Source organism: Cupriavidus sp. MP-37 (assembly GCF_020618415.1).
Lineage (GTDB): Bacteria > Pseudomonadota > Gammaproteobacteria > Burkholderiales > Burkholderiaceae > Cupriavidus.
In genome coordinates this window covers 1287196-1302760 of the sequence record NZ_CP085344.1, presented here as the reverse complement: position 1 = coordinate 1302760, position 15565 = coordinate 1287196, and the positions used below count along the sequence as shown (strand labels likewise).

Genomic DNA, 15565 nt, shown 5'->3' with positions numbered 1-15565 from the left:
GCCGGCTAGTGTGACGCAGCGTGGGGCGCGGCCTGGCCGTGCCCGCCATGGCTGTGCCGTTCGTGCACGCCATTGGTGATAAAGACGATGGCCGAGATCCCCGCTGCCACCAGCACCACCTGGATCGCCGACTCGCGCCAGCGCGGCTTGCGCTGCATCTGCGGCATCAGGTCGCTGACGGCGATGTAGATAAAGCTGCTGGCCGCGATCACCAGCACGTAGGGGATCCATCCGCTCAGCTGGTCGAGCAGGAAGTACCCGACCACCCCGCCGGCAATCGCCGCCAGGCTCGACAGCAGGTTGAAGGCGAAGGCGCGCGCCTTGGAGAAGCCGGCGTTGAGCAGCACGATAAAGTCGCCTACTTCCTGCGGGATCTCGTGCGCCGCGATCGCCAGCGCGGTGACCACGCCGATATGCGGATCCGCCAGGAACGCCGCCGCGATCACGATGCCGTCGGCAAAGTTGTGGAAGGTGTCGCCGACCAGGATGGTCAGGCCGCTGCGGCCCGCTTCCTCGCGGTCATGGCCGTGGTGGTGGTGGTGCCCGTCGCCCTCGTGATGGTGTGAATGGCGCAGCAGCGAGAGCTTTTCGAGCAGGAAGAAACCCAGCAGCCCGGCCAGCAAGGTGCCGAACAGCGCGCGCGGATCGGCGCCGGACTCGAACGCCTCGGGCAGCGAATGCAGCAGCGCGGTGGCCAGCAGCACGCCCACCGAAAAGCTCACCATGCGCTCGACCACGCGGGACGCCACCGTCAGCGACAGCAGCGCCGCCCCGAAGATGCTGCCCACCCCCGAGATCGTGGCGGCGAGCAGGATGTACAAAAGCGTCGAATGGATGATGGGCTCCCGGGGTGGCGGTGCCGGGCGGCGCCGCCGTTCCGCCCGCATCGCGCCGGGCGGCAAACGCAACAATGTTGCAATAACTCAAAGGCCGCATTGTACGTATCCGCCGGGACTTTGCAATCCTGCCGTCGGACGGCAGGCAGCGCGCGGGCCCCGTTGCCAGGTCAGGCGACGCCGTGCTGCCGGAACCAGTCCACGCACTTCTGCCAGCCGTCCCTGGCATCGGCCTCGCGGTAGCTCGGCCGGTAGTCCGCATGGAAGGCATGGCCCGACTCGGGATAGACGATGAAGCGCGACTTTTTGGCGTCAGGATCGGCCGACGACGCCAGCGCGGCCTTCATCCGCTCCACCTGCGCCAGCGGGATGCCGGTGTCCTTGCCGCCGTACAGGCCCAGCACCGGCGCATGGAGCTGGCCGACCAGGTCGATGGGGTTCTTCGGCTTGAGCGGCGTCGGCTCGGGCGCCAGCTGGCCGTACCAGGCCACGCCGGCCTTCAGGCGCTGGCTGTGCGCGGCGTAGAGCCAGGTCACGCGGCCGCCCCAGCAGAAGCCGGTGATGGCCAGGCGCGAGACGTCGCCGCCATTGGCGCCGGCCCAGGCCACGGCGGCATCCAGGTCGCCCATCACCTGCGCGTCGGGCACCTTGGCGATCACCTCGCGCTGCAGTTCCTGGATCGTGCCGAAGCTCTGCGGATCGCCCTGGCGCGCGAACAGCTCGGGCGCGATCGCCAGGTAGCCCAGCTTGGCAAAGCGCCGGCACACGTCGGCGATATGCTCGTGCACGCCGAAGATCTCGCTGATCACCAGCACCACCGGCAGGTTTTTCTTCCCTTCCGGCTGGGCGCGGTAGGCCGGCATGCTGAAGCCGCCCGACGGAATCGTGACCTCGCCCGCGTTCAGGCCGGCAAAATCGGTCTTGATCGCCTGCTGGGCCATCACCGGCAAGGCGGCGGCGGCAAAGGCGGACCCCAGCGCGGTCTTGACGAAGCCGCGGCGGTCGAAGGTCTGGCCGGGGACCAGGCTGTCCACTTCTGGTTTGAGCATGCTTGTCTCCAGGATCGTTGGTGGCTGGGCCGCCACGCGGCGCCCGCGCCCGATTTTAAGCAGACATGGAGAAAACATGGCGGCGCAGGCCCGCCGGCGCCCCCACCCACAAGCGGGGGGCCTGGGCCCCGCGTCAGTGCAGCTTGACGCGCGGACTGGTCTTGCTGCGCAGCCAGTGCGAGACGGTATCCAGCGCCATCCCGACCGCGCCGTGCAGCGCCATTACGTGCATCCGGTACAGCGAGGTGTACATGAAGCGCGCCAGCAGCCCTTCGATAAACATCGAGCCGCCGATCAGCCCGCCCATCAGGCTGCCCACCGCGCTGAAGTGGCCGAGCGACACCAGCGAGCCGAAGTCCTTGAACGCGAACCGCGGCAGCGGCCGACCCGCCAGCCGCGCGCACAGCGCCTCGTAGAGGAAGGTGGCCTGCTGGTGCGCGGCCTGCGCGCGCGGCGGCACCGCGGTCTGCTTCTCCGGCCACGGGCAGCTGGCGCAATCGCCGAAGGCGAAGATGTCCGGGTCGCCCTCGCTCTGCAGCGTCGGGCCGACCACGATCTGGCCCTGGCGGCTGACCGGCAGGCCCAGGCTGGCCAGCACCGCGGGCGCGGTGATGCCGGCGGCCCACACCGTCAGGTCGGCATCGATGGTCTTGCCGCTGGCGGTCAGCACGGCCTGCGGCGTGACCTCGGTCACGCGCTCGCTGGTGAAGACGTCGACGTCCAGCTTCCTGAGCAGCTTGGCGGTCTCGGCCGAGACCCGTTCGGACAGCGCCGGCAGGATGCGCGGCCCGGCCTCGATCACGTGGATACGCACGTCGCGGCGCGGGTCCAGGCGGTGCAGGCCATAGGCGCTGAGCACATGCGCGGTGTTGCGCAGTTCCGCCGACAGCTCGACGCCGGTGGCGCCGGCGCCGATGATGGCCACGTCCACGCGCGGCCGCCCGTCGCCGTCCACGCGGCCGCGCCCGTTCTGGGCACGCACGCAGGCGGCGATCAGCCGCTTGCGGAAGCGCTCGGCCTGGGCCACGGTGTCGAGCGCGATGGCATGCTCGGCCGCGCCCGGCACGCCGAAGAAATGCGTGACGCAGCCGATCGCCAGCACCAGCGTGTCATACGGCAGCTCACGCGCGGGCAGCAGCTCGGCGCCGTCCTGGTCGACGCAGGCCGACACAGAGATGGTCTTGCGGGTGCGGTCGATGCCGGTCAGCTCGCCCTGCTGGAACTCGAAATGATGCCAGCGCGCCTGCGCCGCGTATTCCAGCTGGTGGGTGTTGGGATCCATGCTGCCGGCGGCGACTTCATGCAGCAGCGGCTTCCAGATATGGGTGGGCAGGCGGTCCACCAGCACCACCTGCGCCGCGCCCTTGCGGCCGAGCTTGTCGCCCAGCTTCGTTACCAGTTCCAGCCCCCCTGCCCCGCCGCCGACGACGACGATGCGGTGCGTCCTTGTTTCTGTCATGGTCTACCTGCTGCGTTTTTGTAAATTCTTGGCCTGAGGCGTTTGCCACAGTTTGCTGCATCGCAGCATGGCTGGCAAGCGCCGCACGCTGACTCAGCAGTCGCTTCATTCGATACCACCACGCAGGGGCAGCGAGCCGGTTGGGCGCCGGCTCGCCGGGGAGAGGCCTTAGTGCGCTTCCTCCCAGTTCGCACCGCTGCCGACTTCGGCCACCAGCGGCACGCGCAACTCGGCCACCGTGCACATCAGCTCAGGCAGGCGCGCCTTGACCAGTTCCAGCTCGTGCTCGGGCACCTCCAGCACCAGTTCATCGTGGACCTGCATGATCTGGCGGGTCTGCAGGCCGTCGCGCTCCAGCCAGTCCTGCACCGCGATCATCGACAGTTTGATCAGGTCGGCCGCGGTGCCCTGCATCGGCGCGTTGATGGCGGCGCGCTCGGCGGCCTGCCGGCGCGGGCCGCTGCCGCCGTTGATATCGGGCAGCCACAGCCGGCGGCCGAACACGGTCTCGACATAGCCCTGCTCGCGCGCGGTCTGGCGGGTCTCTTCCATGTAGTGGGCCACGCCCGGATAGCGCATGAAGTAGCGGTCGATATAGTGCTTGGCGGCCTCGCGTTCGATGCCGAGGTTGCTGGCCAGCCCGAACGCGCTCATGCCGTAGATCAGGCCGAAGTTGATCACCTTGGCATAGCGGCGCTGCTCGCTGCTGACCGCCTCGCGCTCGACGCCGAAGATCTCGGCGGCGGTGGCGCGGTGGATGTCCTCGCCGTTGGCAAAGGCGCGCAGCAGGTTCTCGTCGCCCGAGATATGGGCCATGATGCGCAGCTCGATCTGCGAATAGTCCGCCGACACGATCGCGCTGCCCGGCTCGGCGATAAAGGCCTCGCGGATGCGGCGGCCTTCCTCGGTGCGCACCGGGATGTTCTGCAGGTTGGGCTCGGTCGAAGCCAGCCGCCCGGTCACCGCGGTGGCCTGGCCGTAGCTGGTATGCACGCGCCCGGTGCGCGAGTTGACCATCTTGGGCAGCTTGTCGGTGTAGGTGGACTTGAGCTTGGACAGGCCGCGGTAGTCCAGCAGCAGCTTGGGCAGCGGGTAATCCTCGGCCAGCTTCTGCAGCACCTCTTCGTCGGTCGAGGGCGCGCCGCTGGCGGTCTTCTTCACCACCGGCAGCTTCATCTGGTTGAACAGGATCTCGCCGATCTGCTTGGGCGAGCCCAGGTTGAAGGGCTGGCCCGCGGCCTCGTAGGCCGACTGCTCCAGCGCCAGCATGCGCTGCCCCAGCTCGGCGCTCTGCGCGGCCAGGCGCTCGGCGTCGATCAGCACGCCGTTGCGCTCGACCTTCTGCAGCACCACCGAGACCGGCATCTCGATCTCTTCATAGACGCGGCGCAGCCCGGCCGCGGCCTCGACCTGCGGGAACATCTTGCGGTGCAGGCGCAGCGTTACGTCGGCGTCCTCGGCGGCGTATTCGGTGGCGCGGGCCAGGTCGATCTGGTCGAAGCCGATCTGGCTCGCGCCCTTGCCGCACACCTCTTCATAGGTGATGGTCTTCAGGCTCAGCAGGCGCTCGGCCAGGCTGTCCATGCCGTGGTTGCGGTGCGACGCCAGCACGTAGCTCTGCAGCATGGTGTCGTGGGCGATACCGCGCAGCTGGATGCCGTGGTTGGCGAACACATGGACGTCGTACTTCAGGTTCTGGCCGAGCTTGGGGCGGTTGGCATCTTCGAGCCACGCGCGCATGCGTTCCAGCACGAACTCGCGCGACAGCTGGCCGTGGTCGGCCTGGCCGCCCTCGCCGACCACATCCGGGCCGCGGTGCGCCACCGGGATATAGCAGGCCTCGCCCGGCGCCGCCGACAACGAGATGCCGACCAGCTGCGCCTGCATCGGGTCCAGCGACGTGGTCTCGGTATCGATTGCCACCAGCGGCGCGGACTCGATGCGCCTTAGCCAGTCTTCCAGCATGCCTTCGGTGGTGACGGTCTCGTAGCGGATCTCGGTGGGCGCGGCGTCCTCGGCCGGCGGCGCGCCGGCGTCTGCGGTGGCAGCGGGCGCATCGAACAGGCCGCCCTGCGCCGGCGCGCTGGCCGCGGCGCGGGCGCGGGCCTGGGCGCGCGCATCGGGCAGGCTTTCGCCGGTGGCTTCGCGCAGCCAGGTCTTGAAGCCATAGCGCTGGAAGAACGCCACCAGCTGCTCCTTGTCCTCGCCGGTCTCGCGCAGCGCGTGGAAATCGGCGACCGACTTGCTCAGGTCGCAGTCGGTCTTGACCGTCACCAGCCGGCGCGCCATCGGCAGCCATGCCAGCGTGTTGCGCAGGTTCTCGCCGACCACGCCCTTGATGCCGGGCGCGGCCGCGATCACGCCGTCGAGCGAGCCATGCTCGGCCAGCCATTTGACTGCGGTCTTGGGGCCGACCTTGGGCACGCCCGGCACGTTGTCGACCGCGTCGCCGATCAGCGACAGATAGTCGATGATGCGCTCCGGCGGCACGCCGAACTTGGCCACCACGCCGGCAGGATCGAGCACTTCGCCGCTCATGGTATTGACCAGCGTGACCTGTTCGTTGACCAGCTGCGCCAAGTCCTTGTCGCCGGTGGACACCACCGTGCGCACGCCCTGCTCCATGGCCTGGCGCGACAATGTGCCGATCACGTCGTCGGCTTCGACGCCGTCGACCACCACGATCGGCCAGCCCAGCGCGCGCACGGCCTCGTGGATCGGCTCGATCTGGCGCGCCAGGTCTTCTGGCATCGACGGGCGGTGCTCCTTGTAGGCCGGATACAGGTCGTCGCGGAAGGTCTTGCCCTTGGCGTCGAACACGCAGGCGCTATACTCTGCCGGGTAGTCGTTGCGCAACTTGCGCAGCATGTTGATCATGCCGTAGATTGCCCCTGTGGGCAGACCCTCCCCATTCCTCAGGTCCGGCAAAGCGTGATAAGCGCGATACAGATAGCTCGATCCATCGACGAGCAAGAGTGTTTTTGGACTATCCGACATTCCCATGGACTCAAAATTGACTGGTGCCGCTGCAGGCGGTGCCTCGACCGCCCCCCTTGCTGACCCGGATGTTGCTGATATCTCCGGCGATACCGTACAACCCCCGCCGGAGGCTGCCTCCGAGCACGCCGCGGCGATTGCCGCTGCGGCCGACGCCGCCGCCGCGGGCAATCCGCCTGAAGTTGCTGCTGAAAAGGCTGCTGCGGCGGCGGCGCGCGCCAATCCGCGCAAGATGATCCCCAGCCTGCGTGCGCTGGCCGACGAAGACCGCGCGACCGCAAAGAAGGCGCGCGCCTCGTGGCAAATGTTCACGATTATGGCAGAGTTCATCGAGGCCACCGAGTACCTGTCCGAGATCCGCCCGGCGGTGTCGATCTACGGCAGCGCGCGCCTGCGCGAGGATTCGCCCTATTACCAGCGCACCATCGAGATCGCCCGGCTGTTCTCGGACGCAGGCTTTGCCGTGATCTCCGGCGGCGGCCCCGGCATCATGGAAGCGGCCAACAAGGGCGCGCACGCCGGCAAGTCCGCCAGCGTCGGCCTGAACATCGAACTGCCGCACGAGCAGCAGGGCAATCCGTACCAGGACATTGCCATGCGCTTCCGCCACTTCTTCACCCGCAAGGTCACCTTCGTCAAGAATTCGGACGCCTTTATCGTGATGCCGGGCGGCTTCGGCACGCTCGACGAGCTGGCCGAGGTACTGACCCTGGTGCAGACCGGCAAGTCGCGCTCGGTGCCGGTGATCATGTTCGGCAGCCGTTTCTGGAAGGGCCTGCTGGACTGGTTCCGCTTCACGCTGCTGCCGATGGGCCTGATCGCCGAGCACGACCTGGACCTGATGAAGATCGTCGACGAGCCGCATGAAGTGCTGGAAGCGGTCTACGACTATTACGAGCAGCGCGGCGGCGACAAGCCGATTCCGCCGAAGGAAGAGATGTTCTACCTGTAAGACCGGTCGGCGGCATCCGGGCGGCCCGGGCGCCGCGGCAACGCATGCGCCACCCGCCACGGTCGTGCAGGTGCCCCCCGGGGCACGGCGGCGGCCTGTGCAGGGCAGGAATTGCTAGAATGGAACCTGTCCGTCTGCCAAGCCCGGCGCCGCCGGGTTGCAGTCCAACCGCCGCATGCCGCGGCGCTGCACGCCGCTTGCGCCGCAGCCCGCACAGGAGCATCTGATGACCTCCCCCTCTTCCGTCCGCCCGGTCCGGTCCACGCGCTCAGCCGCCGTGGCCGCCGAGCCTGAATCGCCTGCCAGGCGGTCCGTGTCCGGCCTGGCCGCGGCAGTGGCTGCCGCGCTGGCGCTGGCGTCCGGCTGGGCCGTTGCGCAGGAAAGCAGCGCGCTGACCCAGCAGGAGCTGAACCAGATCAACAACCGGCCGATCGCCCCGGCCGCCAGGTCGCAGCTGAACCAGCCGCGCGAGCCGAGCTTCCAGCTCAATGAACGCGATGGCACCCAGGTGCGCGAGTACCGCGACAAGGGCCGCGCCACCGATATCCAGGTGCGGTCGGGATTCGGCACCAGGTACGAGATGAGCAAGCCGGAAGACAGCTCGCCCAAGATCCGCGAGCACGACGTCAACCGCGTGCCTTCGGTCAACCTGAAGTTCTGAACCCGCTTGCCCACGGCCTGGCATGAAGTCCAGGCCGCGCCGGCCCTCCGGCAGTCATGCCGCGGCGGCGGCCCGGACTTTGTCCGCAACCGGCGCCCGCCGCTTTCCGATTCGCTTCACACAACAAGTATGGCCGTATTCACCACGGTCTCGCAGGACGAGATCGCCCGCTGGCTGCTGGATTTCGACCTTGGCGAAGTGCGCGAACTGCGCGGCATCGCCTCGGGCATCGAGAACAGCAATTTCTTCCTCACCATGGAGCACGAGGGCCAGACGCGCCAGTACGTGCTGACCATCTTCGAGCGGCTGTCGTTCGCGCAGCTGCCCTATTACCTGCACCTGATGGCGCACCTGGCCGAGCGCGGCATCCGCGTGCCCGCGCCGATCCCGGCGCGCGACGGCGAGATCCTGCGCGCGCTCAAGGGCAAGCCCGCCACCATCGTCACGCGCCTGCCGGGCGCGTCGCAGCTGGCACCCGACGCGCAGCACTGCGCCGAGGTCGGCGACATGCTGGCGCGCATGCACCTGGCCGGCGTCGATTACCCGCGCCGCCAGCCCAACCTGCGCAGCCTGCCCTGGTGGCAGCAGACCGAGCGCGAGATCCTGCCCTTCCTCGATGCCGGCCAGCGCGCGCTGCTGCAACGGGAGATCGCGCACCAGGCGGCGTTCTTCGCCAGCCCGGCGTACGCCAGCCTGGGCGAAGGCCCGTGCCACTGCGACCTGTTCCGCGACAACGCACTGTTCGAGGAAGACGGCAGCGGCCGCCACCGGCTGGGCGGTTTCTTCGATTTCTACTTCGCCGGCCAAGACAAATGGCTGTTCGACGTGGCAGTCACCGTCAACGACTGGTGCATCGACCTGGCCAGCGGCGAGCTCGACCCCGCGCGCGCGCAGGCGCTGCTGCGGGCTTATCATGCGGTCAGGCCGCTGACCGAGACCGAAGCCGCGCACTGGCAAGACATGCTGCGCGCGGGCGCGCTGCGCTTCTGGGTGTCGCGACTGTGGGACTTCTACCTGCCGCGCGAGGCCGACATGCTGCAGCCGCACGATCCGACCCATTTCGAACGCATCCTGCGCCGGCGCCTGGACGCCCACCCCGCGAACCCTGCGAGCGCCCCGCTCCCCTGGATCTGACCCGTATGCAACTACTGGAAGTCCCCGCCAAGGAAGGCTACACCTGGTTCCGCCAGGGCATCTGGCTGTTCCGCAAGAACCCGCTGACCTTCCTGATGCTGCTGTTCGTTTACCTGATTGCCGCGCAACTGGCCATCGTGGTGCCGCTGATCGGCATCATCGCGCTGCTGGTGGTCACCCCCGGCCTGTCGGTCGGCGTGATGACCGCCTGCCGCGACGTGATCCAGAACAAGCGCGTGCTGCCCACCGTGCTGCTGGCCGGCTTCCGCGCCAACGGCAAGGAAGCCACGCGCAACCTGCTGGTGCTGGGCGGCATCTACGCCGGGCTGGTGTTCATTCTTGGGCTGATCGCCGGCGCGGTGGTCGACATGAGCGCGCTGGTGCCGATCGTGCTGAAAGAGGAAGCACCGACCGCCGAGGCGGTGCGCCAGCTCTACTACGCCATGCTGATCGGCGCGCTGCTGTACACGCCGATCGCGATGATGTTCTGGTTCGCCCCGCTGCTGGCGGCGTGGCACGGCGTGCCGCCGGTCAAGGCGCTGTTCTTCAGCTGGACCGCGTGCTGGCGCAACCGCGGCGCGTTCTTCACCTACGCGGTGCTGTTCGCGATGCTGCTGGTGGCGATCCCGTTCTTCCTGGAAGCCGTGTTCAGCGCCTTCGGCGCCGAGACGGTGCTGTCGTTCCTGGTCACGCCGTATTCGCTGCTGATGCTGGCGATTCTGTATTGCTCGTTCTATGCGACGTACCGCGGGTGTTTCAACGTGACGCCGCCGGGGGTTGAGCCGGCAGCGCCGGTGGTCTGAAGCGCCTGAGGCGAGCACGGTCTTGGGTGCGCCCAGGCCGCCCGAGCTAGCCCAAGCAAGGTGTTCTCCCTCTCCCCTCAGGGGGAGAGGGTTGGGGTGAGGGGTGGGCTAGCAAGAGACCACATCAAGCAAGGCCAACTGTTTTACCCGCAGGCTTCAGCAATCGGACCCGCCTGCCCTCACCCCCGGCCCCTCTCCCGCGAGCGGGAGAGGGGAGCAAACCATCGGGATTCGGAACCTTCCCTACTCCCCGAACGTCTTCACCATCGCGTCCGCCGCCATGCGCAGGTCGGGCACGAATCCCATCAGCCGGTCCATCGTCATCCGCGCCAGCGGCGCCTGCACCGCGATCGCCGCGCAGGCGCGGCTGCGGTTGCGCATCACCGGCACCGCCACCGCAATCATCCCCTCAAGGTTTTCCTGGTTATTGATGCCCAGGCGCCGCCGCCGCGTCTGCGCCAGCTCCGCGTGCAGTGCGGCAGCGTCGGTGATGGTACGAGCCGAATGCGCGCGCAGCGGCAGGTTGGCCACCAGGCGCTCGCGCTGCGCGCATGGCAGGAACGCCAGCAACAGCTTGCCGCTGGCGGTGCAATGCAGCGGCACGCGCGAGCCCGGCTGCAGGTGCATGCGCAGCGGCCATTGCGTTTCGACCCGGTCCAGGTAGACCACGTCGTCGCCCGACAGCATGGTCAGGTTGCAGGTCTCGCCGACCTTGTCGACCAGCTGCTGCAGGATCGCGTGGCGCGCCGCGGCCGGCCCGGCCTGCATCAGCACGTTGACGGCAAGCTGGCGCACGCGTGACGAACATTCATAGCCGGGGCTGCCCGCGGTGCGCGATACCAGCCACGTGCTTTCCAGCTGCTTGAGGATGCGGTGCACGGTCTGCTTGGGCAGTCCGATCTGCTGCACGATGGCCGACAGCGGCATGGGCCCGTCGGCCGCGGACAGGATCTCCAGGATGCGGAAGGCGCGCACCGCGGCGGCGTTCGAGTGATTGCTCATGGATGCAATTTAGCGGATTCCGGGACGCCCTGGCGTCCCGAAAACTGCATTACCGGTTGCAGCCCGCAGCCGTGCTCGCGAATGCGCACAAATTGGGACGGCATGCCTGCCCGGGTTCACTAGATTCGATCCGGGGCCGCCGCGGCGGACCTAACTGACCCAACCCCGGAGCCGATCCATGAGTGTGCAGATACTGCAGCGCCAGCAGTCCCCTTCCACCGATGTGCCCGCGCAGGAAGACCAGGTCGATGCGATCGTGGCGCGCGCCCGGCAGGCGCAGCGCGCGTTCGCGCGTGCCGGCCAGGCCACCGTCGACATCGCCGTGGCCGCCGCCGCGTGGGCCATCATGGAGCCCGCGCGCAACCGCCTGCTGGCCGAGCGCGCCGTGGCCGACACCGGCCTTGGCAACGTCGACGACAAGATCCGCAAGAACCATCGCAAGACCCTGGGCCTGCTGCGCGACCTGCACGGACGCAAGACCGTCGGCGTGATCGCGCGTGACCCGGCCAGCGGCATCACCGAGATCGCGCGTCCGGTCGGCGTGGTCGCCGCGATCACGCCGTCGACCAACCCCGGGGCGACGCCGGCCAACAAGATCATCAACGCGCTCAAGTGCGGCAACAGCGTGGTGGTGGCGCCCTCGCCCAAGGGACAGGGCACGTGCGAGTTGCTGCTGTCGTTCATCCACGCCGAGTTCGCGCGCGCCGGCCTGTCCGCGGACCTGGTGCAGATGCTGCCCGCGCCGGTATCGAAAGCCTCGACCGCAGCGTTGATGCGCCAGGCCGATCTGGTAGTGGCCACCGGCTCGCAGGCAAACGTGCGCATGGCCTACACCTGCGGCACGCCGGCGTTCGGCGTCGGCGCCGGCAACGTTGCCGCCATCGTCGACAGCAGCGCGGCGCTGGCCGATGCGGCGGCAAAGGTCGTCCGCTCCAAGACCTTCGACAACGCCACCAGCTGCTCGTCGGAGAACAGCCTGGTGATCCTCGACGCGGTCTACCAGCCCATGCTCGAAGCACTGGCCGCGGTCGGCGGCGTGCTGCTCACGGCGGAGGAAAAAGCCCGACTGCAGGCACTGATGTGGCGGCATGGCAAGCTCGCCGGCGACTTCACCGGCCAGAGCGCGACGCGCATTGCCGAGCTGGCGGGCCTGGCGCGCGTGCGTGCGCTGCAGCCGACCATGCTGCTGGTGCCGGAGACCGGCGTCGGCGCCGACTATCCCTTCTCCGGCGAAAAGCTCTCGCCGGTGCTTACGCTCTATCGCGCCGCCGACTTCACGGCCGCCGTGGCGCGCGTGGCGAGCCTCTATGACTACATGGGTGCGGGCCACTCGGTCGGGCTGCATACGGCCGATCCGCAGCAGGCACTGCAGCTCGGGCAGGAACTGCCGGTGGCGCGCGTGATCGTCAACCAGGCGCACTGCTTCGCCACCGGCGGCAATTTCGACAACGGCCTGCCGTTCTCGCTGTCGATGGGCTGCGGCACCTGGGGCGGCAACAACTTCTCGGACAACCTCGGCTGGCGGCAATACCTCAACATCACCCGCATCGCCGAACCGATCGCCGAGCGCGTGCCCGACGAGCGCGAGCTGCTGGGCGACTACTTCGCGAGGGTCGGCCAATGAACGCGCGCATCCGCCCCGACGTGCTCGACACCCTGGCCACGCTGCTGGCCGCCCGTGCCGCGCAAGCCCCCGGCCAACCCTACCTGCTGTCTCCCGACAGCGGCCGCGCGCTCAGCTTCAGCGCCCTGGCTGCCGACGCGGCTGCGCTCGGCCGCCGCTATGCCGAAGCCGGCCTCGCCAGCGGCCAGACGGTGTCGGTGTACCTGCCCAACGGCGAGCAGACCGCGCGGCTGCTGCTCGGCACCATGGCGTGCGGGCTGGTGGCCAATCCGATCAACCTGCTGTGCCAGCCGGCGCAACTGCGCTACATCCTCGGGCACTCGGACACGCGGCTCGTGTTCACCTCGCCCGAAGGCGAAGCCGCGATCCGCACGGCACTGGCCGAAGCCGGCGTCGAGGTGCCAGTGGTCGTCACCGCACCGGACAGTGGCGCTTTGCCCGCGCTGCCGGTACTGCGGCCCGGCGCCGCTGCTCTGCCGCCACCGCAGCCGCACCATCCCGCGCTGCTGATGTACACCTCGGGCACCACCGGCACGCCCAAGGGCGTGCTGCTGACCCACCGCAACCTCGCCGCCAACGGCGCCAGCGTCAGCCGCGAGCATGCGCTCGGCGCCGGGGATCGCGTGCTGGCCACGCTGCCGCTGTACCACATCAACGGGCTGGTGGTGACCGCGATCGCGCCGCTGGTGCATGGCGGCTCGGTGGTGATGCCGATGCGCTTCTCGGCCAGCGCGTTCTGGCACGACATTGCCCGCCACGGCTGCACCTGGCTCAACGTGGTGCCGACCATCATCGCCTACCTGCTCAACGATCCCGACGGCCGCGCGCCGGCCGGCGTGCGCTTCTGCCGCTCGGCTTCCGCCGCATTGCCGCCGGAGCACCATCGGGCGTTCGAGCGGCGCTTCGGCATCGGCGTGATCGAGACCATGGGCATGACCGAGACCGCGGCGCCGGCGTTCAGCAATCCGCTCGATCCGCGGCAGCGGCGCATCGGCAGCATCGGGCGCCCGTCCGGCACGCAAGCCCGCGTGCTGGGGCGCGACGGAAGGCCGCTGCCCGACGGCGAGATCGGCGAGATCGTGCTGCAAGGCGAGAACGTGATGGCGGGCTACTACAAGGCGCCCGAGCTCACGCGCGAGGCCTTCACGCCCGACGGCTGGCTGCGCACCGGCGACCTCGGCTACCGCGATGCGCAGGGCTACTTCTACATCACCGGCCGCGCCAAGGAACTGATCATCAAGGGCGGCGAGAACATCGCGCCGCGCGAGATCGACGAAGCGCTGCTGCGCCATCCGGGCGTGCTGGAAGCGGCGGCGGTGGGCGTGCCCGACCCGGCCTACGGGCAGGAGATCGTCGCCTTCATCGTCAGGCGCGAGGCCGTGGCCTGCGACGACGCGGCGCTGCGCGCGCACTGCCTGCGCGAGCTGGGCCGCTACAAGACGCCCAGGGAATTCCGCTTCATCGCGGAATTGCCGCGCGGGCCCTCCGGCAAGGTGCAGCGGCTCAAGCTGCTGGACCCTGCCTGACCTGACGCCCTTCCCTTCCCCAACCCTCGCCAAGGAGCCCATTCCCCCACCCAGGATTTCCGGAGACACACACGGAGACACACAGCTGTTTGCTCAAGGACGGGGCAGCGCGGCCAGGACTTGCCCCTGGCGCGCCCCTGACGAGCCGCACGCGCATGGCAATGGACCATGCGCCGGCCGCCGCCCCGCTCACGCCACGCGCGCCCGCCGCGCATAGGAGGTGGTTATGAAGCAACGCATCAAGACCCGTCACATGATCCTCGGCGTCATGTGCCTGATGTATTTCATCGCCTATATCGACCGCGTCAACATCTCGGTCGCCGCCCCGCTGATCCGCGAAGAGATGGGATTGACGTCATCGCAACTCGGGCTGGTGTTCTCGGCCTTTGCCTATCCCTATGCCGCCATGCAGATCCTCGGCGGCTGGATGTCCGACAAGTTCGGGCCCAAGAAGGTGCTGATCGTGCTGTCGCTGATCTGGGGCGTGGCCACGGTGCTGACCGGCTTCGCCGGCAGCGTGCTGATGCTGGTGGTATTGCGCTTCGCGCTGGGGGTCGGCGAAGGCGGCGCGTTCCCGACCGCCACGCGCGCCTTCACCTACTGGATGCCGGTGGCCGAGCGCGGCTTCGCGCAGGGCATTACGCACAGTTTCGCGCGGCTGGGTGGCGCCATCACGCCGCCGATCGTGCTGGCCATCGTCGCCACGGCGGGATGGCGCGAGGCCTTTGTCGTGCTGGGTGCGGTAAGCCTGGGCTGGACCGTGCTGTACGCGCTGATGTTCAAGGACTCGCCCGACCAGCACAAGCGCGTCACGCCGGAAGAACTGCAGGAGATCGGCTACCGGCGCGGCGATTCGCAGCAGGCGGCGAAGGCGCCGACACCGTGGCGCCGGCTGTTCCGCCGCATGTGGCTGGTGACCTTCGTCGACTTCTGCTACGGCTGGTCGCTGTGGGTCTACCTGACGTGGCTGCCTTCGTACCTGAAGGAAGCGCGCGGTTTCGACCTGAAGCAGCTGGCGCTGTTCACCGCGCTGCCGCTGATGGCGGGCGTGGTCGGCGACACGCTCGGCGGCGTGCTGTCGGACCGCCTCTACCGGCGCACCGGCAACCTGCGCCTGGCGCGCGGCGCGATCCTGTTCGTCGGCCTGGCCGGCTCGCTGCTGTTCATCGCGCCGATGACCTTCACCGCCGATGCCGTCAACGCGGTGATCCTGCTGTCGCTGTCGTTCTTCTTCCTGGAGCTGACCAATGCCGTGCTGTGGAGCCTGCCGCTGGACATTGCCGGCAAGTACGCCGGCACCGCGGGCGGCATGATGAACACCGGCTTCGGCCTGGCCGGCATGGTGTCGCCGGTGGTGTTCGGCTACCTGATCGAGCGGACCGGCAGCTATGACCTGCCGTTCATGATCTCGGGGGCGTTGCTGGGCGTCGGCGCGGTGGCGTCGCTGTTCATCAATCCGCTGCTGACCGTGGACAGTCCCGAGCCCAAGGCCGGCGAAGTGCGGCACGCGCTGTCCTGAGCG

The 15565-nt window shown here is 68.7% G+C and carries 12 protein-coding genes; 7 read left to right on the top strand and 5 right to left on the bottom strand.

Annotated features, from left to right (window positions below; genetic code table 11):
* Positions 1–5: 5 nt before the first annotated feature.
* The 4 genes from LIN44_RS06115 to polA form a co-directional block, all read right to left on the bottom strand.
* Entirely contained in the window at positions 6–887 is an 882-nt protein-coding gene (locus LIN44_RS06115) for a ZIP family metal transporter (protein ID WP_227314345.1), read from the bottom strand.
* A gap of 119 nt (positions 888–1006) precedes the next feature.
* Entirely contained in the window at positions 1007–1885 is an 879-nt protein-coding gene (locus LIN44_RS06110; protein WP_227313963.1) for a dienelactone hydrolase family protein, read from the bottom strand.
* 133 nt (positions 1886–2018) lie between these two features.
* Entirely contained in the window at positions 2019–3344 is a 1326-nt protein-coding gene (locus LIN44_RS06105; RefSeq protein WP_227313962.1) for an NAD(P)/FAD-dependent oxidoreductase, read from the bottom strand.
* A 168-nt stretch (positions 3345–3512) separates the two neighbouring features.
* Positions 3513–6341: a DNA polymerase I gene (gene polA, locus LIN44_RS06100; RefSeq protein ID WP_227313961.1), complete on the bottom strand. Its 2829-nt coding sequence runs from the start codon at positions 6339–6341 to the stop codon at positions 3513–3515.
* Between the two features lie 4 nt (positions 6342–6345).
* Here polA and LIN44_RS06095 point away from each other — a divergent pair, with 4 nt between their 5' ends.
* From LIN44_RS06095 to LIN44_RS06080, 4 genes are all read left to right on the top strand, one after another.
* A complete protein-coding gene (locus tag LIN44_RS06095; RefSeq protein ID WP_012353484.1) occupies positions 6346–7293 on the top strand; it encodes a TIGR00730 family Rossman fold protein in 948 nt (315 codons plus the stop codon).
* Between the two features lie 226 nt (positions 7294–7519).
* Positions 7520–7954 (top strand): hypothetical protein, encoded by a 435-nt coding sequence (locus LIN44_RS06090; RefSeq protein ID WP_227313960.1) that lies wholly within the window; start codon positions 7520–7522, stop codon positions 7952–7954.
* Positions 7955–8083: 129 nt separating this feature from the next.
* Positions 8084–9088, top strand: a complete 1005-nt coding sequence (locus LIN44_RS06085) for a homoserine kinase (protein ID WP_227313959.1) — start codon at positions 8084–8086, stop codon at positions 9086–9088.
* A 5-nt stretch (positions 9089–9093) separates the two neighbouring features.
* Entirely contained in the window at positions 9094–9891 is a 798-nt protein-coding gene (locus tag LIN44_RS06080) for a BPSS1780 family membrane protein (RefSeq protein WP_227313958.1), read from the top strand.
* Between the two features lie 243 nt (positions 9892–10134).
* On the opposite strand, the gene LIN44_RS06075 is transcribed toward LIN44_RS06080, so the two are convergent.
* Complete coding sequence (locus LIN44_RS06075; protein WP_227313957.1) at positions 10135–10893, bottom strand: IclR family transcriptional regulator; 759 nt, start codon at positions 10891–10893, stop codon at positions 10135–10137.
* A gap of 178 nt (positions 10894–11071) precedes the next feature.
* Between LIN44_RS06075 and LIN44_RS06070 the strand changes: the two genes are divergently transcribed.
* From LIN44_RS06070 to LIN44_RS06060, 3 genes are all read left to right on the top strand, one after another.
* Positions 11072–12517: an aldehyde dehydrogenase family protein gene (locus LIN44_RS06070; RefSeq protein ID WP_227313956.1), complete on the top strand. Its 1446-nt coding sequence runs from the start codon at positions 11072–11074 to the stop codon at positions 12515–12517.
* Complete coding sequence (locus LIN44_RS06065) at positions 12514–14043, top strand: acyl--CoA ligase (protein ID WP_227313955.1); 1530 nt, start codon at positions 12514–12516, stop codon at positions 14041–14043. The genes LIN44_RS06070 and LIN44_RS06065 overlap by 4 nt, the downstream gene beginning before the upstream one ends.
* Positions 14044–14269: 226 nt before the next feature.
* Complete coding sequence (locus tag LIN44_RS06060; RefSeq protein ID WP_227313954.1) at positions 14270–15562, top strand: MFS transporter; 1293 nt, start codon at positions 14270–14272, stop codon at positions 15560–15562.
* The last annotated feature ends 3 nt before the right edge of the window (positions 15563–15565 follow it).